Source organism: Pseudomonas protegens (genome assembly GCF_003363755.1).
Taxonomy (GTDB): Bacteria; Pseudomonadota; Gammaproteobacteria; order Pseudomonadales; family Pseudomonadaceae; genus Aquipseudomonas; species Aquipseudomonas danubii.
Genome location: NZ_CP031396.1, coordinates 2,288,130 through 2,307,249, shown reverse-complemented (window position 1 = coordinate 2,307,249; position 19,120 = coordinate 2,288,130). Strand labels below are relative to the sequence as shown.

Genomic DNA, 19,120 nt, shown 5'->3' with positions numbered 1-19,120 from the left:
CTTAAGGAGCCGCTATGAACTCCAGTCGACCTTATCTGGTCCGCGCGCTCTATGAGTGGATTGTGGACAACGATTGCACCCCGCACATGCTGGTCAACTCCGATTACCCGGCTGTACAGGTGCCTCAGGGTTTCGCCAGCGATGGGCAAATTGTTCTGAATATTTCTCCCAGTGCCGTGCGCCATCTGCATATGGATAACGATGCAGTAACTTTCGAGGGGCGCTTCGGCGGTGTGCCTCACAGCCTGCACGTACCGGTTGCTGCGATCCTTGGGATCTATGCGCGCGAGAATGGGCAGGGCATGGTCTTTGATCTGGAATCGCCTCTGGATGAGGAGGACGATGTTGAGCCGGATGATGACCTGCCTCCACCGGGCAGTGAGCCGCCGCGACCTAGCGGCCGGCCGAGCCTGAAAGTGGTCAAGTAATAAAAAAGGCGATCCGGATGGATCGCCTTTTTTGTATCTGCTGCAGTGCTTTTTCAGTCGATGTATTCGAACAGCTTAACGATTTTCTGTACGCCGGAGACGCCCTGTACCAAATTGGTGGCTTGGGCGGCTTCCTGTTGGGTCAGCAAGCCCAGCAAGTAGACAATGCCGTTCTCGGTCACCACCTTGATCCGTGAAGCGGGAATGCTGGCGTCGGTGAGCATCTGTGTCTTGATCTTGGTGGTCAGCCAGCCATCGTTCTGCCGTGCCAGGAATCCTGATGGTGGCAGCACCTGCAGTTCGTTATGCACCTTCTTGACTCGCTGTACCTCGCTGGCGGCCTGTTCGGCTGTCGCCTTGAGGTCGGGGCGCGGTGTCTGGCCGGCCAACAGGACGATGCCGTTGAAGCTGGTGACGACAATGTGCGAGTTGTTTTCCAGGTCCGGGTTGGCCTTGGCAACGTTGACGGCGACTTTGGTCTCTATCAGCGAATCGTCGATCTTGCTGCCGAAGGTGCGGGTGCCGCGATCGTCATCGATTGGTTTGTCGCGGGTGGCGGTAATCACCGAGCTGCAACCAGTGATGCCGAGGCACAAGGTCAAGGCCAGAAGGCCAAGGCGATTAAGGGTCATTCTTCACTCCCGAACAATTGGCTGTCGATCAAGTCGCAAAGGCAATGGATCGCCAGCAGGTGGACTTCTTGAATACGTGCAGTGACGGTGGCCGGTACGCGAATTTCCACGTCTTCAGGCAGTAGCAGTGAGGCCATGCCGCCGCCGTCGCGACCAGTCAATGCTACGACAATCATTTCACGATCATGTGCGGCCTGGATGGCTTGAATAATGTTCGCCGAGTTGCCGCTGGTGGAAATTGCCAGCAACACATCGCCAGGTTGGCCTAGAGCGCGAATCTGCTTGGAGAAGACTTCGTTGTAGCTGTAGTCGTTGGCAATCGACGTGATGGTCGAGCTGTCGGTGGTCAGGGCGATGGCGGGCAAGCTGGGGCGTTCACGCTCGAAGCGGTTGAGCAACTCGGAGGAGAAGTGCTGGGCGTCGCCGGCGGAGCCACCGTTGCCACAGGAGAGCATTTTGCCCTCATTGAGCAAGGCGTTGACCATGACCTGGCTGGCTTGCTCGATGTGCGGTGCAAGTACGTCCATCGCCTGTTGCTTGGTGTCGATGCTGGCCTGAAAAAGCTGGCGAATTCGGGATTGCATGTCCATCTGTGTGACCTTAAGTGGCGCGGCTTGGTGGCACGTGAATGTGCAGCCCGCAAAGCAAAGAGCAAAAAAGTTGAGTGAAAATGGGTGCGGCCTGAAGGCGTCTTTCAGCTATCAAAGGCATTGCGTAGCCAGTTCAAACGGGCTTCTGCACCCGGGGCGCCTTCAATGGCGACCACGTCGAAACGGCAGGGGTGGTTGGACCAGCATGATTCGCGTTGCAAGAAAATCTGCGCGGCAAGAATCAGTTTTTGACGCTTGCGTCCATCGATACTGCCCAGAGCTCCACCCCATTGCGTGTGTTGTCTGTAGCGGACTTCGACGAATACTACTGTATCGCCGTCAAGCATGACCAGATCAAGCTCGCCGCGTTTGCACAGCCAGTTCTGCGCCAATAGGCGCAGTCCGTGCTGTTGGAGATGCCGGAGTGCTTGGCTCTCGGCATCTCTTCCGCTTTGCTGGCGTGCTCCTTGAGTCATTAGCGCGGTGTGTCGGGCAGGCGGGTAACCTGGCCGTTGACGAACTTGGCCCAGGGCAGTTGACGCTCAATGCGCTGACCGGCGGCCATGCCCAGGCTTCCGGATTCGCCTTCGATACGGCTGTCGGGCAGAGCCTTGAGCTGACCCAGGCGTGGCGCCAGGCGATAGGCGTCGACCCCCATTGCGTACAGGCGACCGAGGCTGCCTCCAGCTTGTGGCCATTGTGCAGTGACCTGGCGACGCAGAAGGCCGTTGGCATCCAGCAGCCAAGGCGTTTCGCAGAACATTACACCGTTCATGTCGTTGTATTGATTCTGATCGCCGCTGGCGCTGAACACGTTGGAAGTTGCGTACACCGGAACATCGCCAGCGTACTGGAAGTTCAGGGTCGGCTTGATCTGCTGTGCTTGCTGTGGAGTGGAGGCGAGAAAAATGAACTCGATATCCTGGCGGCGCGACGGTTGTGCGGCGACTTGAGTACCTACAGTGCTCTGCAGGCTCTTGGCGCGGCTCTCGCTTTGGCGCAGTCGGAATAGGTCGGCAATTTGCTGAGCTAAGGCGACAGGCTGGTCAACGCGTTCGATGCCGATCACGCTGCCACCGTTGGCTTCCCAATCCTGGCGGAACGCCTTGAGCACGCGATCGCCCCACTCGCCCTTGGGGACCAGTACCGCGGCGCGATGCAGGCCATCGGCGCGGGCACGACGAGAGACTTCACGGGCTTCGTCCTCGGCAGCCAGGCCAAACTGGAACAGTTGCGCCGGGCCTTGTTCGCCTTCGCTGTAGTTCAGTGCGAGGGTGGTAATCGGCAGTTGCGAGCGTGTGGCCAGTTGCTTGACCAATGGTTTTTCCAGGGGGCCGACTACCAGTTGCACGCCTGCGGCCTGGGCTTTGCGGTAGAAGTCGTCCAGGGAGCTCAAGCGCGAGCTGTCGTAAAACTCAATGCTGGGCGGCTTTTGTCCTGCTTGCTGAGCCTGGTAGTGAGCGGCCATGAAGCCTTCACGCAGGGCCTTGGAAACCGAAGCCAAGGGACCATCTTGTGGCAGAAGCAGGGCGATTTTCGAAACGGGTTGGCTAGCCAGCTCTTTGAGCTGGGTCAGCGGTTGTGGCAGTTGAATGGCCGCAGGATGCTTTGGGTTCTGCGCGCGCCAGTTATCAATGGCCGACTGTTGCTGCTCCAGAGTGCCGGCGGTCTTGACTGCCAGGGCCAGGCTCAACCATCCGGCCAGGTCATCGTTGCCTGCAGGTTGCAGTTGGTCGGTGGGCAGGGCAGCAATCAGTGCCCAGATAGCCTCATGGTTTTTTGCCGCGGCATCATCTTTCAGCAGGGGGGCGATAAGAATTCGCTGCTTGGCGGCAGAGAGCGTTTGGCCGTCTGCTTCCAGGGCGCGAGCATAAACGGTGCCGGTGCGGATCTGCTGAGTTGCAGGTAGTTCGCTGAGATGCTGCAGGCTCTGATGGCTCAGCGCAGTCAGCGCGGCTTTCGGCTGATTGCGGATCATGGCCAGCTCTGCGGCCAGGGTGCTGGCGAAGATCTGCTGGGCAGGTTTGAGTTGATCCAGCGACACTTGCTGAAGGATTTGTCCGGCGCGTCCTGCGTTGCCCTGGCGATATGCCAGGTCTGCAGCGCTCAAGCGCAGCAGGGCTGCCTTGTCCGGGCTTTTGCTGGTGGCGGCCTGTTCGAGCAATTGCTCGATGCTGGCATCCGGTGTCCGTGGAAGTTCGCCAAGGCTGGAAGAGGGCGAGCTGGCGCAAGCCACCAAAAGGGTAGCCAGGCAGAGGGCAAGAAACAGCCGCAGGCAAGCGATCATGTAAGTGTTCCTGATACTCGATCAAATGAGCGTGGAATTGTACCCAAGCGCTGGCCGGGGCGCGATGTTGCTGGTGATAAACCGTCTATTTAGCTGGTGCAAATGTTGCCGTGGTGCCTAAAAGGCCCCAAAGGGCTGGGTTGTTGAGTGATCGTCAGGCGTATTGATAGGGCTTCAACGCGTTACAATGGTGCTTTTGTCGATCTAGAGGTGTGCCCTTTGACTGCTCCAGGTGCTTTGAATACCGCTGCTGGTTCGCTTTATGTGGTGGCGACGCCCATCGGCAACCTGGACGACATCAGTGCCCGGGCCCTTAAGTTGTTGCGCGAAGTGTCTTTGATCGCTGCCGAGGATACTCGGCACTCTCAGCGCCTCATGCAGCACTTTGGCATTTCCACGCCCTTGGCGGCTTGCCATGAGCATAACGAGCGTGATGAAGGCTCTCGTTTCATTACTCGTTTATTGGCGGGTGATGATGTCGCCTTGATTTCCGATGCCGGCACGCCGCTGATTTCCGACCCGGGTTATCACTTGGTACGGCAGGCTCGAGCTGCAGGCATCAATGTGGTTCCTGTGCCGGGGGCTTGTGCATTGATCGCGGCACTGTCGGCGGCAGGTTTGCCGTCGGATCGGTTTATCTTCGAGGGGTTTCTGCCGGCCAAGGCCGTTGGGCGGCGTGGGCGCCTGGAGTTGGTCAAGGAAGAGCCCCGCACGTTGATTTTTTATGAGGCGCCGCATCGCATTCTTGAGTGTCTGCAAGACATGGAAGCGGTATTCGGTGGTGAGCGGCCGGCACTGTTGGCTCGAGAACTGACCAAGACCTTTGAGACCCTCAAGGGGCTGCCTCTTTCCGAATTGCGCCAGTTCGTAGAGGCTGACAGCAACCAGCAGCGTGGTGAGTGCGTGGTGCTGGTGGCGGGATGGACTGCACCGGAAAGTGATGAAGCGATCAGTAGTGAGTCGATGCGCATTCTTGATCTGTTGCTTAAGGAGATGCCTCTCAAAAGGGCGGCGGCGCTGGCAGCCGAGATCACGGGTGAGCGCAAGAATGTCCTGTATCAGGTAGCACTGAATAAGCAGAAAGAACAATAAATTGCGTGGCAGGGTGGCCAAAGGCTTTTAGCGCTTGTTCTTGGGGCGCTCTGCCGTTAACCTGCGCGGCGGAGAGTCGATTGGACAGTCGCTGCCCTCTATGAAAATTAGAGGGGGGAGGAAAGTCCGGGCTCCATAGGGCGGAGTGCCAGGTAATGCCTGGGGGGCGTGAGCCTACGGAAAGTGCCACAGAAAATAACCGCCTAAGCACTTCGGTGCCGGTAAGGGTGAAAAGGTGCGGTAAGAGCGCACCGCACGTCTGGTAACAGTTCGTGGCTAGGTAAACCCCACTCGGAGCAAGACCAAATAGGGTTCCAAGGCGTGGCCCGCGCTGGAACCGGGTAGGTTGCTAAAGATGTCCAGTGATGGCCATCGTAGAGGAATGACTGTCCTCGACAGAACCCGGCTTACAGATCGACTCTCCACCTTTTCCCTCCCTGCTTGAATCAATAGCAGAAGCGTTTCTGTAATACCGAAAAAATCTTACTCTTAATAAATTACTTTAACTTCATGCTGCAGCTTATTGAGCTGTTTGAAGTTGATGCTCTGGAATGCCCTCCGAATTCTCGTTATCTCTCCTCTTAGTCTCCTAAATCTCCGTTCTATAAGGCTTTTCCGTCGCTGCGCGCCTTGACGGTGGTGTGGGCGCATTCCTATAGTGTGCGCAAGTGGCAGAAAGTGGCATGAAGTGGGTTTTTTGAGCGCAAAACGCTAAAATTTGGAGAAACGCTGACGTGTTTCGCGGAGCTAACGCTATCAGTCTCGATGCGAAGGGCCGTCTCGCCATGCCGAGTCGGTATCGTGACGAGCTCGTTTCGCGAAGTTCCGGGCAATTAATCGTCACTATCGACGCTGTTGATCCTTGTTTGTGTGTTTACCCCCTCGATGAGTGGGAGCTGATAGAAACCAAACTGCGCGCATTGCCTTCGCTTCGCGAAGAAAACCGTCGTTTGCAGCGTTTGCTGATTGGTAATGCCGTCGATCTTGAACTCGATGGCAGTGGTCGTTTTCTGGTGCCGCCGCGCCTGCGTGAATATGCCAAGTTGGATAAGCGCGCGATGCTGGTGGGCCAACTGAACAAGTTCCAATTGTGGGACGAGGATGCCTGGGATGCTGTTTCGGCGGCTGACCTGGCGGCTATTCAACAACCGGGCGCGATGCCTGATGAACTGCGTGATTTGATCCTGTGACTATTGATAGCGGCTTTAACCACATCACCGTGCTGCTTGACGAAGCCGTCGAGGCTCTCGCCGTGCGCCCTGATGGCTGCTATCTGGATGGCACCTTCGGCCGTGGCGGGCATAGCCGCTTGATTCTCAGCAAGCTCGGAACGGAGGGCCGGCTCCTCGGATTCGATAAGGACCCCCAAGCGATTGCCACCGGGCAAGCGCTAGCGGCCGAAGACGGCCGCTTTGTCGTTGTACAGCGCAGTTTTGCCGAGTTGGGTTCGGAGGTCGCGGAGCGCGGCCTGGCAGGCAAGGTCAGTGGTGTTCTGCTGGATCTTGGTGTGTCTTCGCCACAGCTGGACGATCCTGAGCGCGGCTTCAGCTTTCTCAATGATGGCCCTCTGGACATGCGCATGGACCCGACTCGTGGCATCAGCGCTGCGCAGTTCATTGCCACCGCGCCCGTCGAGGAAATTGCCCGTGTGTTCAAGGAGTACGGCGAAGAGCGCTTCTCCGGGCGCATGGCGCGGGCCGTGGTCGAGCGTCGTGAAATCCAGCCCTTCGAACGCACCGCCGATCTGGCCGAAGTGTTGAAAGTCGCCAATCCTGCCTGGGAGAAGGGCAAGAATCCTGCTACCCGGGCTTTCCAGGGATTGCGCATCCATGTGAATAACGAACTGGGCGATCTTGAGGCCGGCCTTGAAGCGGCGCTGGAGTCGCTGGAAGTGGGTGGTCGCCTGGTGGTGATCAGCTTCCACTCCCTGGAAGATCGCATCGTCAAATTGTTCATGCGACGCCTGGTGAAGGGCGAGTCCGACAATCTGCCGCGCAACCTGCCGGTACGTTTCGAAGCCTTCGTGCCGAAAATCAAGATTCATGGCAAAGCGCAGTTCGCCTCCGAGGCCGAGCTCAAAGCCAATCCCCGTTCCCGTAGTGCGGTCATGCGTGTTGCGGAGAAGCTTCGGTGAGCAAGCTCTTCGCCAAGCCTCTTCCAGGCGGAAGCTTTTTCATGCTTCTGCTATTCGTTGGCGTTTTGGTCTCCGCGATTGCGGTTACCTACAGCGCCCACTGGAATCGCCAGTTACTCAATACGCTGTATGGCGAGTTGAGCGTACGCGACAAGGCCCAGGCCGAATGGGGACGGTTGATTCTCGAGCAAAGCACCTGGACCGCTCATAGCCGGATCGAAGTGCTGGCCACCGAACAGCTGAAGATGCATATCCCTGGCGCGGCTGAAGTCCGCATGGTGGCGCCATGAAACTTGAAGGCGCTCTCTACCCCTGGCGTTTCCGTGTGGTGCTGGGTCTGCTGGCGATCATGGTGTCGGCGATTGGCTGGCGCATTATCGATCTGCAGGTGGTCGACCGTGACTTCCTCAAGGGGCAGGGCGATGCGCGCAGTGTCCGGCACATCCCTATTCCCGCTCACCGTGGCCTGATCACCGACCGCAATGGCGAGCCTCTGGCCGTGAGTACGCCAGTGACCACGCTTTGGGCCAATGCCAAGGAAATGCAGTTGGCCAAGGACCGCTGGCCAGCATTGGCCATGGCTCTTGGTCAGGACCCCAAGGCGTTGGCCGAGCGTCTTGAAGCTCAGGCCAATAAAGAATTCATCTATCTGGTCCGGGGCCTGACTCCGGAGCAGGGCCAGGCGGTGCTTGATCTGAAGGTGCCGGGCGTCTATGGCATTGAGGAGTTCCGGCGCTTCTATCCGGCCGGCGAAGTGACCGCGCACATGGTTGGTTTTACCGACATTGACGACCGTGGCCGCGAAGGGGTCGAGCTGGCCTATGACGAATGGCTCGCCGGTGTTCCCGGCAAGCGCCAGGTGATCAAGGACCGGCGCGGCAGATTGATCAAGGATGTCCAGGTCACCAAGAACGCCAAGGCCGGCAAGCCCTTGGCGTTGTCGATTGATCTGCGCCTGCAATACCTGGCCAACCGTGAGCTGCGCAATGCCATTGTCGAAAACGGCGCCAAGGCCGGCAGCCTGGTGATCATGGACGTGAAGACCGGCGAGATCCTGGCCATGGTCAACCAGCCGACCTACAACCCGAACAACCGCCGCAACTTGCAGCCGGCGATGATGCGTAACCGCGCGATGATCGACGTGTTCGAGCCTGGCTCGACCATGAAGGCGATCTCCATGAGTGCCGCTCTGGAAACCGGGCGCTGGAAGCCCAGCGATACTGTCGAGGTCTATCCGGGCACCCTGCAATTGGGTAAATACACCATTCGTGACGTGTCGAAGACCGAAGGGCCGGTGCTCGATCTGACCGGCATCCTGATCAACTCCAGTAACGTCGGCATGAGCAAGATCGCCTTCGATATCGGTGGTGAAGCCATTTTTCGTCTGGCACAGAAGATTGGCCTGGGTCAGGACACCGGCCTGGGCTTCCCTGGCGAGCGAGTCGGCAACCTGCCGAACTACCGTGAGTGGCGCAAGGCTGAAACCGCGACCCTGTCTTATGGCTACGGCCTCTCGGTGACCGCGATCCAGCTGGTCCACGCGTTTTCCGCGTTGGCCAACAATGGTCGGATCGCTCCACTGACGCTGATCAAATCCGACAAGACCCCGCAAACCGCCCAGGTGATTCCGGAAAACGTCGCCAAGACCATGCAGGGCATGCTGCAGCAGGTGATCGAGGCGCCCCGTGGCGTGTTCCGTGCCCAGGTTCCGGCCTATCACGTGGCTGGCAAGAGCGGTACCGCGCGCAAGACTTCGGTCGGCACCAAAGGCTATGCCGAGAATTCCTATCGTTCGCTGTTCGCCGGTTTCGGCCCGATGAGCGATCCGCGTTATGCCATCGTGGTGGTGATCGACGAGCCGAGCAAGGCCGGTTACTTCGGTGGTCTGGTATCGGCTCCGGTGTTCAGCAAAGTGATGTCCGGCACCCTGCGCCTGATGAACATCACTCCGGATAATCTGCCGGCCACGCAACAGGCCAATGCGGTGCCCGGTACCCCAGTACGAGCTAATGGAGGGCGCGGCTAATGTCTCTTAGCCTGAACAAGATTTTCGCCCACGCTGGTCGCGATCTGCTGATCCGCGAGTTGACGCTGGACAGCCGCAATGTACGTGCCGGTGATTTGTTCCTGGCGGTACCCGGCGCCAAGTTTGACGGCCGTGCGCATATTGCCGACGCCTTGCAGCGCGGTGCTGCTGCAGTGGCCTATGAGGTGGAAGGCGCAACCGTATTGCCGCTGACTGATGTGCCGCTGATTCCAGTCAAGGGCCTGGCGGCGCAGCTGTCGGATATTGCCGGACGCTTTTATGGTGATCCAAGCCGCCAACTGAATCTGCTGGGCGTGACCGGTACCAACGGCAAGACCAGTGTTACCCAGTTGGTCGCCCAAGCGCTGGATCTGTTGGGCCAGCGTTGTGGTTTGGTGGGCACGCTGGGCACTGGCTTCTATGGCGCGCTGGAAAGTGGCTTGCACACCACGCCTAACCCTATCGCTGTGCAGGCGAGCCTGGCTGACCTGAAAAACGCCGGCGCCAAGGCGGTGGCCATGGAGGTCTCGTCCCATGGCCTGGATCAGGGGCGCGTGGCGGCCCTGGCATTCGATGTTGCGGTGCTGACCAATCTGTCCCGTGACCATCTGGATTACCACGGAACCATGCAAGCCTATGGCGCAGCCAAGGCGAAGCTCTTCAACTGGACTGACCTGCGTTGCCGGGTGATCAATCTCGATGATGAGTTCGGCCGGCAGCTGGCAGCGGACAAGCACGAGTCACGGCTGATTACTTACAGTCTCGAGGATGCCTCTGCTTATCTGTATTGCCGTGAGGCGACCTTCGACGACGACGGCGTTCGCGCAACCCTGGTGACTCCGCAGGGCGAGCACCATCTGCGCAGCGCTCTGCTCGGGCGCTTCAACCTGAGCAATGTGCTGGCTGCGGTCGGTGCTTTGCTGGGCCTGGAGTATGCACTGGACGAAATTCTCGCCGTGCTGCCCAAGCTCGAAGGTCCTGCCGGACGCATGCAACGCCTGGGTGGTGGTACTCAGCCCCTGGTGGTCGTGGATTACGCCCACACTCCGGATGCCCTGGAAAAAGTATTGCTGGCCCTGCGCCCTCACGCCAAGGGGCGTCTGCTCTGCCTGTTCGGCTGCGGCGGTGACCGCGATCGTGGCAAGCGTCCGCTGATGGCCGAGGTGGTAGAGCGCCTGGCAGATGGTGTGCTGGTCACCGATGACAACCCACGCAGCGAAGACCCTGCGCAGATCTTCGACGACATCCGTGCTGGTTTCAGCGCGGTAGACAAGGTCGATTTTGTTGCCGGTCGTGGCCTCGCCATTGCTCGATTGATCGCCGCCGCATCGGCAGACGATGTGGTGGTTCTGGCGGGTAAGGGCCATGAGGATTATCAGGAGATCAATGGCCAGCGCCATGACTTCTCCGACCTTGCTGAAGCCGACAAGGCCTTGACCGCATGGGAGGTGGCACATGCTTAAAGCCTTGCTGCTCAGTGAAGTATCGGCCCCATTGGATGCCCGCTTGATCGCGGGCGACGTGCGTTTCAGTGGTGTCAGTATCGATAGTCGGGCGATTCAGGCGGGCCAGTTGTTCGTTGCCTTGACGGGCCCCCGTTTTGACGGCCATGACTACTTGAACGAAGTGGCAGGCAAAGGTGCCGTAGCCGCGTTGGTTGAACGTGAAGTTCCCGACAGCACCCTGCCTCAGTTGCTGGTCAAGGATACCCGTCTGGCCCTCGGCCAATTGGGCGCTCTGAATCGTGGCGCCTTTACCCAGCCTGTGGCTGCGGTGACGGGTTCCAGCGGCAAGACCACGGTCAAGGAGATGCTGGCCAGCATCCTGCGTACCCGTGGTCCAGTGCTGGCAACCCGGGGCAACCTGAACAATGATCTGGGCGCGCCGCTGACACTGCTGGAGCTGGCCCCCGAACATACCGCTGCGGTGATCGAGCTGGGTGCGTCACGCATCGGCGAAATCGCCTACACCGTAGCCATGACTCGCCCCCATGTGGCGATCATCAATAATGCAGGTACCGCTCACGTCGGTGAGTTCGGCGGGCCGGAGAAAATCGTCGAAGCCAAGGGCGAGATTCTCGAGGGGCTCGATAGCGCCGGGATCGCGGTGCTCAATCTGGACGACAAGGCCTTCCCAATCTGGAAGACCCGAGCCGCCGGTCGCCAGGTGCTGAGCTTTGCCCTGGACAACAGCGCAGCAGATTTCCATGCCTCGGATATCGGTCGTGATGCCCGTGGTTGCCCGTCCTTCACATTGCACAGCCCAAAGGGCGTGGATAGGGTGCAACTGAACCTGCTTGGCACCCATAACGTGGCCAACGCCCTGGCTGCTGCCGCCGCAGCCCATGCCATAGGCGTCTCGCTGTTCGGCATCGTCACTGGCCTGAACGCTGTGCAGCCGGTCAAGGGCCGCACCGTTGCCCAACTGGCCAAGAACGGCCTGCGGGTGATCGATGACACTTACAACGCAAACCCCACCTCAATGTGTGCCGCCGTTGATATACTCGCCGGCTTTTCCGGCCGCACCGTCCTGGTGCTCGGAGACATTGGCGAGTTGGGCGAGTGGGCGGAGCAGGGGCACCGCGAAGTAGGTGCATATGCCGCTGGCAAGGTTTCGGCCCTCTACGCCGTAGGCCCGATGATGGCTCATGCCGTTGCCGCCTTCGGCGAACACGCGCGCCACTTCGCCAGCCAGGCTGATCTGATTGCCGCCCTGAACGTCGAGCAAGACCCAAATACCACCATTTTGATCAAGGGATCGCGCAGCGCGGTGATGGAAAACATCGTCGCGGCTTTGTGCGGCTCGAGCACGGAGAAACATTGATGCTGCTGCTGCTAGCGGAGTACCTGCAACAGTTCTACAAAGGCTTCGCGGTCTTTCAGTACCTGACCCTGCGCGGGATTCTCGGGGTACTGACTGCGTTGTCTTTGGCGCTGTGCCTGGGTCCGTGGATGATCCGTACTCTGCAAAACCGGCAGATCGGCCAGGCCGTGCGTAATGACGGTCCGCAGTCCCACCTTTCCAAGTCCGGTACACCGACCATGGGGGGCGCGCTGATTCTTTCCGCCATCGGTATCAGCACCCTGCTCTGGGCCGACCTGCGCAACCACTATGTGTGGGTAGTGCTGGTGGTCACCCTGGCGTTTGGCGCCATCGGTTGGGTCGATGACTACCGCAAGGTGATCGAGAAGAACTCCCGTGGCCTGCCGAGTCGCTGGAAGTATTTCTGGCAGTCGGTGTTCGGCCTGGGCGCTGCGATCTTCCTTTATATGACCGCACAGAGTCCGGTGGAAACCACCCTGCTGATTCCGATGCTCAAGGACGTGAGTATTCCTCTGGGCATCGGTTTCGTGGTCCTGACCTACTTCGTCATCGTCGGTTCGAGTAACGCGGTCAACCTGACCGACGGCCTCGATGGCCTGGCGATCATGCCGACCGTGATGGTTGGCGGCGCGCTGGGGATCTTCTGCTACCTGTCGGGTAACGTGAAGTTCGCCGAATACCTGCTGATTCCTTACGTACCGGGAGCGGGCGAGCTGATCGTCTTCTGCGGTGCGCTGATCGGTGCCGGCCTGGGTTTCTTGTGGTTCAACACCTATCCGGCACAAGTCTTCATGGGCGACGTCGGCGCACTGGCGCTGGGCGCGGCCCTGGGCACCATTGCGGTGATCGTCCGTCAGGAAATCGTCCTGTTCATCATGGGCGGCGTGTTCGTGATGGAGACCCTGTCGGTGGTGATCCAGGTCGCTTCCTTCAAATTGACCGGTCGCCGTGTGTTCCGCATGGCACCGATCCACCACCACTTTGAACTCAAGGGCTGGCCCGAGCCTCGCGTGATTGTCCGCTTCTGGATCATCACCGTGATCCTCGTGTTGATCGGCCTTGCCACCCTGAAGCTGAGGTAGAACGAGTGTCTCTGATCGCTTCTGACCACTTCCGCATCGTTGTCGGCCTCGGCAAGAGCGGCATGTCCCTGGTTCGCTTCCTGGCGAACCGGGGCGTGGCTTTTGCGGTGGCCGATACGCGGGAGAATCCACCTGAGCTGGCCACGTTGCGTCGTGACTACCCGCAGGTGGAGGTGCGTTGTGGCGAGCTGGACGTCGAATTCCTGTGCCGTGCCGACGAGCTCTACGTGAGCCCCGGCCTGGCCCTGGCGACTCCGGCCCTGCAGGCCGCTGCTGCCCGTGGCGTGAAATTGTCCGGTGACATCGAGCTGTTCGCGCGTAACGCGAAGGCGCCGATTGTCGCCATCAGCGGTTCCAACGCGAAAAGCACCGTGACCACCCTGGTGGGCGAGATGGCCGCTGCGGCGGGCAAGCGGGTCGCCGTGGGCGGCAACCTGGGCACTCCGGCCCTGGATCTGCTCAGCGACGATATCGAGCTGTACGTGATGGAACTGTCCAGCTTCCAGCTGGAAACCACCGACCAGCTGGGCGCTGAAGTGGCCACTGTGCTCAACATCAGCGAAGACCACATGGACCGTTACAGCGGTCTGCCGGCCTATCACCTGGCCAAGCACCGGATCTTCCGGGGCGCGCGGCAAGTGGTGGTCAATCGCCAGGATGCGCTGTCCCGGCCGTTGTTGAGCGAGAACCTGCCGTGCTGGACCTTTGGCCTGGGCAAGCCCGACTTCAAGGGCTTTGGCCTGCGGGAAGAGAACGGCGAGAAGTACCTGGCCTTCGAGTTCCAGAACCTGATGCCGGTGCGCGAACTGAAGATCCGCGGTGCCCATAACCAGTCCAACGCCCTGGCGGCATTGGCCCTGGGGCATGCAGTCGGCTTGCCGTTCGACGCGATGCTCTCGGCCCTGCGCACCTTCGCCGGCCTCGAGCACCGTTGCCAGTGGGTTCGCGACGTGGATGGCGTGGGCTATTACAACGATTCCAAAGCCACCAACGTCGGCGCCGCACTGGCTGCCATCGAAGGCCTGGGTGCGGACATCGCTGGCAAGATCGTGCTGATCGCCGGTGGCGACGGCAAGGGCGCCGAGTTCAAGGATCTGCGGGACCCGGTGGCGGCCAACTGCCGCGCGGTGATCTTGATGGGCCGTGACTCCGACAAGATCGGTGAGGCCATCGGCGATGCCGTGCCGCTGATTCGTGCCGATTCGCTGGCCGACGCTGTGGCTCAATGCCGCGCAGCCGCGCAGCCTGGCGACGTGGTGTTGCTATCTCCCGCCTGTGCCAGTTTCGACATGTTCAAGAATTACGAAGACCGTGGTCACCAGTTCGTCCGTGTCGTGGAGGAACTGGCATGAATCTGAGAAACATCATCAAGCCTTATCCGTCCCCGCTGATCACCGGGCGCGGCATCGACCTTGATTTCCCGATGCTCGCCGGCTGTCTGACCCTGCTGGGCCTGGGGCTGGTGATGATTGCCTCGGCCTCCACCGAAGTGGCGGCGGCGCAGTCGGGCAGTGCCCTGTACTACATGATTCGCCACCTGATCTACATCGTGCTGGGGCTGGGTGCCTGCATTGTCACCATGATGATTCCCATCGCCACCTGGCAGCGCCTGGGCTGGATGATGTTGATTGGTGCCTTCGGCTTGCTGGTGATGGTGATCATTCCGGGGATTGGCCGTGAAGTGAACGGTTCGATGCGCTGGATCGGTTTCAGCTTCTTTAACGTTCAGCCCTCCGAGATTGCCAAGGTGTTCGTGGTGATTTACCTCGCCGGCTACCTGGTGCGGCGGCAGAAGGAAGTGCGTGAAAGCTGGATGGGCTTCTTCAAGCCGTTCATCGTTCTGCTGCCAATGGCGGGCCTGCTACTGATGGAGCCGGACTTCGGTGCCACCGTGGTGATGATGGGCGCCGCGGCGGCGATGCTGTTCCTCGGCGGTGTCGGGCTGTTCCGGTTTTCCCTGATGGTGCTCCTGGCGGTGGCGGCGGTGGTCTTGCTGATTCAGATGCAGCCCTATCGAATGGCCCGTCTGACCAACTTTGCCGACCCCTGGGCGGACCAGTTTGGTGCCGGTTACCAGCTGTCCCAGGCCTTGATCGCCTTCGGTCGTGGCGAGTGGCTGGGAGTGGGTCTGGGCAACAGTGTGCAGAAACAGTTCTATCTGCCGGAGGCTCACACCGACTTCGTGTTCTCGGTGCTGGCCGAAGAGCTGGGTGCCGTGGGCTCCTTGTGCACAGTGGCGCTGTTCGTATTCGTCTGTATACGCGGCATGTACATCGGCCTGTGGGCCGAGAAAGCCAAGCAGTATTTTGCCGCTTATGTGGCTTATGGCTTGTCGTTCCTGTGGATTGGTCAGTTCTTGATCAATATCGGGGTGAACGTCGGTCTGCTGCCAACCAAGGGGCTGACCCTGCCGTTCCTCAGTTATGGCGGTAGTTCGTTGGTGATCTGCTGCGCCTGCCTCGGATTGTTGCTGCGTATCGAATGGGAGAGCAGGACCCACCTGGGCAGTGAAGAGATGGAGTTCAGTGAGAGTGACTTTGCCGAGGAGCCGATCCATGGGCGCTAACGTGCTGATCATGGCGGGCGGCACCGGTGGCCACGTGTTCCCGGCGCTGGCTTGTGCCCGCGAGTTCCAGGCCCGTGGCTACAGCGTGCACTGGCTGGGTACTCCCCGCGGGATCGAGAACGAATTGGTACCGGCGGCTGGCCTGCCGCTGCATTTGATCAACGTCACCGGGCTGCGGGGCAAGGGCAAGCTGTCCCTGCTCAAGGCGCCGTTCGTCCTGATCAAGGCGGTGCTCCAGGCCCGGCGGATCATTCGGCAACTCAAGCCGGTGTGTGTGCTGGGTTTTGGTGGTTATGTGACCGGCCCTGGTGGTGTTGCCGCCAAGTTGTCGGGGGTGCCGGTGATCGTTCACGAGCAGAATGCTGTGGCCGGTACCGCCAATCGGCTGCTGGTGCCGTTGGCCGCCCGAGTCTGCGAAGCTTTCCCGGACACCTTCGGAGCCTCCGACAGCCGCCGCACCACGGGCAATCCGGTGCGCACCGAACTGTTCCTCGACACACCGCGCGAGGCCCTGGCCGGACGCAAGGCGCGTTTACTGATCCTGGGCGGAAGCCTGGGGGCAGAGCCGTTGAACAAGTTATTGCCGGAAGCCCTGGCACAGGTCGCCCCCGAGCTGCGTCCGGAGGTGTTCCATCAGGCTGGTAAAAACCACGATGAAGTCACTGCAGAGCGCTATCGCGCCGCCGGCGTCGAGGCGCAGGTGCAGCCCTTTATCAAAAACATGGCTCAAGCCTATGGCTGGGCCGACCTGGTGGTCTGTCGCGCAGGCGCGTTGACCGTCAGCGAACTGGCTGCTGCCGGTCTGCCTTCGATGCTGGTGCCTTTGCCCCATGCGATCGACGATCACCAGACCCGCAATGCCGAATATTTGGCTCGTGAAGGTGCTGCCTTCCTGATGCCGCAAAGAACGACTGGTGCAGCGGACCTTGCCGCTCGCCTGACAGAGGTTTTGATGCAACCAGAACGACTCGACAACATGGCCCAGGCTGCGCGCCGCCTGGCCAAACCCGATGCCACCCGCGATGTGGTGAATATCTGCCTGGAGGTGGCCCATGGTTGAGAATCAAAAAGCCATGCCGCAACCGGAAATGCGCCGTATCCGTCGTATCCATTTCGTTGGTATTGGCGGCGTGGGCATGTGCGGGATTGCCGAGGTGCTGCTGAACCTGGGTTACCAGGTCTCCGGTTCCGATCTCAAGGCGTCGCCGGTCACCGAGCGCCTGGAGTCGTTCGGTGCACAGATTTTTATCGGCCACCGCGCCGAGAACGCTGCGAACGCCGATGTACTGGTGGTTTCCAGCGCCGTGAACACCTCCAACCCGGAAGTCGCCACTGCACTGGAACGGCGCATTCCGGTGGTGCCGCGGGCGGAAATGCTCGCCGAGCTGATGCGCTACCGTCACGGCGTTGCCGTGGCTGGTACGCACGGCAAGACCACCACCACCAGCCTGCTGGCTTCGGTGTTCGCCGCGGGCGGTCTGGACCCGACCTTTGTCATCGGTGGTCGGCTCAATGCAGCGGGCACCAATGCCCAGCTGGGCACCAGCCGTTACCTGATTGCCGAAGCCGACGAAAGCGACGCCAGCTTCCTGCATCTGCAGCCGCTGGTGGCCGTGGTCACCAACATCGACGCTGACCATATGGCGACCTACGACGGTGACTTCAACAAACTGAAGAAAACCTTCGTCGACTTCCTGCATAACCTGCCGTTCTACGGGCTGGCGGTGATGTGCCTGGACGATCCGGTGGTGCGCGATATCCTGCCGCAGGTCAAGCGTCCGACCGTGACCTACGGCTTCAGCGAAGAAGCCGACGTGCGTGCCATCAATGTACGCCAGCAAGGCATGCAGACCTTCTTCACCGTGCTGCGTCGTGACCGCGAGCCGCTGGACGTGTCGGTGAACATGCCGGGCAACCACAACGTGCTGAACTCCCTGGCGACCATCTGCATCGCCACCGACGAAGGCATCAGCGACGAAGCCATTGTCCAGGGGCTGTCGGGCTTCCAGGGTGTGGGCCGGCGCTTCCAGGTCTACGGCGAACTGCCGGTGGAAGGCGGCAACGTCATGCTGGTGGACGACTACGGGCACCACCCGACCGAGGTCGCGGCAGTGATCAAGGCCGTGCGTGGCGGTTGGCCGGAGCGCCGCCTGGTGATGGTCTACCAGCCGCACCGTTTCAGCCGTACCCGCGATCTGTACGACGACTTCGTGCAGGTGCTGGCCGATGCCAACGTGCTGCTGTTGATGGAGGTCTACCCGGCCGGTGAAGAGCCGATTCCGGGCGCTGACAGCCGCCAGTTGTGCCACAGCATTCGGCAGCGGGGCCAGTTGGACCCGATCTACATCGAGCGAGGCGTCGACCTGGCACCGCTGGTCAAGCCACTGCTGCGTGCCGGTGACATCCTGTTGTGCCAAGGCGCCGGTGATATCGGTGGCCTGGCGCCAAAACTGCTCAACAGCCCGCTGTTCGCCGGTGCTGTGGCCGCTGGCAAGGGGGCGAAATGACGGCTGCCTACGCCAACCTGTTCTCCACCGTAAAGCCGAGCGATTTCGGTCGCGTTGCCGTGCTCTATGGCGGCAAGAGCGCCGAGCGCGAAGTGTCGCTGAAGTCCGGCAAGGCCGTGCTTGAAGCCTTGCAGAGTGGCGGTGTGAACGCCTTCGGCATTGATGTCGGTGACGACCTGCTGCAGCGCCTCTTGAGCGAGAAGATCGATCGCGCCTTCATCATTCTCCACGGCCGTGGCGGTGAAGACGGCAGCATGCAAGGCCTGCTGGAATGCGTGGGGATTCCCTACACCGGTAGCGGCATCCTCGCTTCGGCCTTGGCCATGGACAAGCTGCGCACCAAGCAGGTCTGGCACAGCCTGGGTATTCCGACGCCGCGTCACGCGGTCCTGAGTTCGGAAGCCGACTGTATTTCCGCGGTGGCGGAACTGGGCCTGCCTTTGATCGTCAAACCGGCTCATGAAGGCTCCAGTATCGGTATGGCCAAGGTGACTTCCGCACCCGAATTGATCGAGGCATGGAAGGCGGCCAGTACCTACGATTCGCAAGTGTTGGTCGAGCAATGGATCCAGGGTCCGGAGTTCACCATCGCAACCCTGCGTGGTCAGGTGCTGCCACCGATCGCGTTGGGCACTCCCCACACGTTTTACGACTACGACGCCAAGTACCTGGCTTCCGATACCCAGTACCGGATTCCATGCGGCCTCGATAGCACCAAGGAACAGGAACTCATGGAGCTCACGGCGAAAGCCTGTGAGGCGCTCGGTATCGCCGGTTGGGCGCGTGCCGATGTGATGCAGGATGCCCAGGGGCAGTTCTGGTTCCTGGAAGTGAACACCGCTCCCGGGATGACCGACCACAGCCTGGTGCCGATGGCCGCTCGTGCGGCCGGTCTGGATTTCCAGCAGTTGGTCCTGGCCATCCTGGCAGCCAGTCTTGAGGCGAGAGGTTAA

General features: G+C 60.4%; 18 protein-coding genes and 1 other RNA gene. 15 read left to right on the top strand and 4 right to left on the bottom strand.

Annotated features, from left to right (window positions below):
• Positions 1-14: 14 nt before the first annotated feature.
• The gene (locus DWF74_RS10110; RefSeq protein ID WP_115580889.1) at positions 15-428 is read left to right on the top strand and encodes a ClpXP protease specificity-enhancing factor; all 414 of its coding nucleotides are present in this window, start codon (positions 15-17) and stop codon (positions 426-428) included.
• A gap of 53 nt (positions 429-481) precedes the next feature.
• On the opposite strand, the gene DWF74_RS10105 is transcribed toward DWF74_RS10110, so the two are convergent.
• The 4 genes from DWF74_RS10105 to DWF74_RS10090 all read right to left on the bottom strand — a co-directional run bounded on the left by DWF74_RS10105 (position 482) and on the right by DWF74_RS10090 (position 3,937).
• Positions 482-1,060 carry a BON domain-containing protein gene (locus DWF74_RS10105; RefSeq protein WP_102860313.1) on the bottom strand — a complete coding sequence of 193 codons (579 nt, stop codon included), beginning with the start codon at positions 1,058-1,060 and terminating at the stop codon, positions 482-484.
• On the bottom strand, positions 1,057-1,650 hold the full coding sequence (locus DWF74_RS10100) for a phosphoheptose isomerase (protein WP_015636934.1): 594 nt from the start codon (positions 1,648-1,650) through the stop codon (positions 1,057-1,059). The genes DWF74_RS10105 and DWF74_RS10100 overlap by 4 nt, the downstream gene beginning before the upstream one ends.
• A 104-nt stretch (positions 1,651-1,754) precedes the next feature.
• Entirely contained in the window at positions 1,755-2,126 is a 372-nt protein-coding gene (locus DWF74_RS10095) for a YraN family protein (RefSeq protein WP_115580888.1), read from the bottom strand.
• Positions 2,126-3,937, bottom strand: a complete 1,812-nt coding sequence (locus tag DWF74_RS10090; protein ID WP_115580887.1) for a penicillin-binding protein activator — start codon at positions 3,935-3,937, stop codon at positions 2,126-2,128. The genes DWF74_RS10095 and DWF74_RS10090 overlap by 1 nt, the downstream gene beginning before the upstream one ends.
• Positions 3,938-4,174: 237 nt before the next feature.
• Here DWF74_RS10090 and rsmI point away from each other — a divergent pair, with 237 nt between their 5' ends.
• The 14 genes from rsmI (at position 4,175) to DWF74_RS10020 (ending at position 19,120) form a co-directional block, all read left to right on the top strand.
• The gene (gene rsmI, locus DWF74_RS10085) at positions 4,175-5,029 is read left to right on the top strand and encodes a 16S rRNA (cytidine(1402)-2'-O)-methyltransferase (protein ID WP_180988441.1); all 855 of its coding nucleotides are present in this window, start codon (positions 4,175-4,177) and stop codon (positions 5,027-5,029) included.
• Positions 5,030-5,101: 72 nt separating this feature from the next.
• Positions 5,102-5,455, top strand: an RNA gene (gene rnpB / locus DWF74_RS10080) — RNase P RNA component class A.
• A gap of 308 nt (positions 5,456-5,763) precedes the next feature.
• Positions 5,764-6,219, top strand: coding sequence for a division/cell wall cluster transcriptional repressor MraZ (gene mraZ, locus DWF74_RS10075; RefSeq protein ID WP_019693566.1), 456 nt, complete (start codon positions 5,764-5,766; stop codon positions 6,217-6,219).
• A complete protein-coding gene (rsmH, locus tag DWF74_RS10070) occupies positions 6,216-7,163 on the top strand; it encodes a 16S rRNA (cytosine(1402)-N(4))-methyltransferase RsmH (RefSeq protein WP_162884089.1) in 948 nt (315 codons plus the stop codon). Before mraZ ends, rsmH begins: the two co-directional genes overlap by 4 nt.
• On the top strand, positions 7,160-7,453 hold the full coding sequence (ftsL, locus tag DWF74_RS10065) for a cell division protein FtsL (RefSeq protein WP_102860317.1): 294 nt from the start codon (positions 7,160-7,162) through the stop codon (positions 7,451-7,453). Before rsmH ends, ftsL begins: the two co-directional genes overlap by 4 nt.
• Positions 7,450-9,189 carry a peptidoglycan D,D-transpeptidase FtsI family protein gene (locus tag DWF74_RS10060; protein ID WP_102860318.1) on the top strand — a complete coding sequence of 580 codons (1,740 nt, stop codon included), beginning with the start codon at positions 7,450-7,452 and terminating at the stop codon, positions 9,187-9,189. Before ftsL ends, DWF74_RS10060 begins: the two co-directional genes overlap by 4 nt.
• Positions 9,189-10,652 (top strand): UDP-N-acetylmuramoyl-L-alanyl-D-glutamate--2,6-diaminopimelate ligase, encoded by a 1,464-nt coding sequence (locus tag DWF74_RS10055; protein ID WP_115580886.1) that lies wholly within the window; start codon positions 9,189-9,191, stop codon positions 10,650-10,652. Before DWF74_RS10060 ends, DWF74_RS10055 begins: the two co-directional genes overlap by 1 nt.
• The gene (locus DWF74_RS10050) at positions 10,645-12,012 is read left to right on the top strand and encodes a UDP-N-acetylmuramoyl-tripeptide--D-alanyl-D-alanine ligase (protein ID WP_115580885.1); all 1,368 of its coding nucleotides are present in this window, start codon (positions 10,645-10,647) and stop codon (positions 12,010-12,012) included. The genes DWF74_RS10055 and DWF74_RS10050 overlap by 8 nt, the downstream gene beginning before the upstream one ends.
• Positions 12,012-13,094 (top strand): phospho-N-acetylmuramoyl-pentapeptide-transferase, encoded by a 1,083-nt coding sequence (gene mraY, locus DWF74_RS10045; protein ID WP_102860321.1) that lies wholly within the window; start codon positions 12,012-12,014, stop codon positions 13,092-13,094. Before DWF74_RS10050 ends, mraY begins: the two co-directional genes overlap by 1 nt.
• Positions 13,095-13,099: 5 nt before the next feature.
• Positions 13,100-14,446: a UDP-N-acetylmuramoyl-L-alanine--D-glutamate ligase gene (gene murD / locus DWF74_RS10040; RefSeq protein WP_115580884.1), complete on the top strand. Its 1,347-nt coding sequence runs from the start codon at positions 13,100-13,102 to the stop codon at positions 14,444-14,446.
• On the top strand, positions 14,443-15,660 hold the full coding sequence (ftsW, locus tag DWF74_RS10035) for a putative lipid II flippase FtsW (RefSeq protein WP_102860323.1): 1,218 nt from the start codon (positions 14,443-14,445) through the stop codon (positions 15,658-15,660). Before murD ends, ftsW begins: the two co-directional genes overlap by 4 nt.
• Positions 15,650-16,720 carry an undecaprenyldiphospho-muramoylpentapeptide beta-N-acetylglucosaminyltransferase gene (gene murG / locus DWF74_RS10030; RefSeq protein ID WP_115580883.1) on the top strand — a complete coding sequence of 357 codons (1,071 nt, stop codon included), beginning with the start codon at positions 15,650-15,652 and terminating at the stop codon, positions 16,718-16,720. The genes ftsW and murG overlap by 11 nt, the downstream gene beginning before the upstream one ends.
• The gene (gene murC, locus DWF74_RS10025; protein ID WP_102860325.1) at positions 16,713-18,167 is read left to right on the top strand and encodes a UDP-N-acetylmuramate--L-alanine ligase; all 1,455 of its coding nucleotides are present in this window, start codon (positions 16,713-16,715) and stop codon (positions 18,165-18,167) included. The genes murG and murC overlap by 8 nt, the downstream gene beginning before the upstream one ends.
• Positions 18,164-19,120, top strand: coding sequence for a D-alanine--D-alanine ligase (locus DWF74_RS10020; protein ID WP_115580882.1), 957 nt, complete (start codon positions 18,164-18,166; stop codon positions 19,118-19,120). Before murC ends, DWF74_RS10020 begins: the two co-directional genes overlap by 4 nt.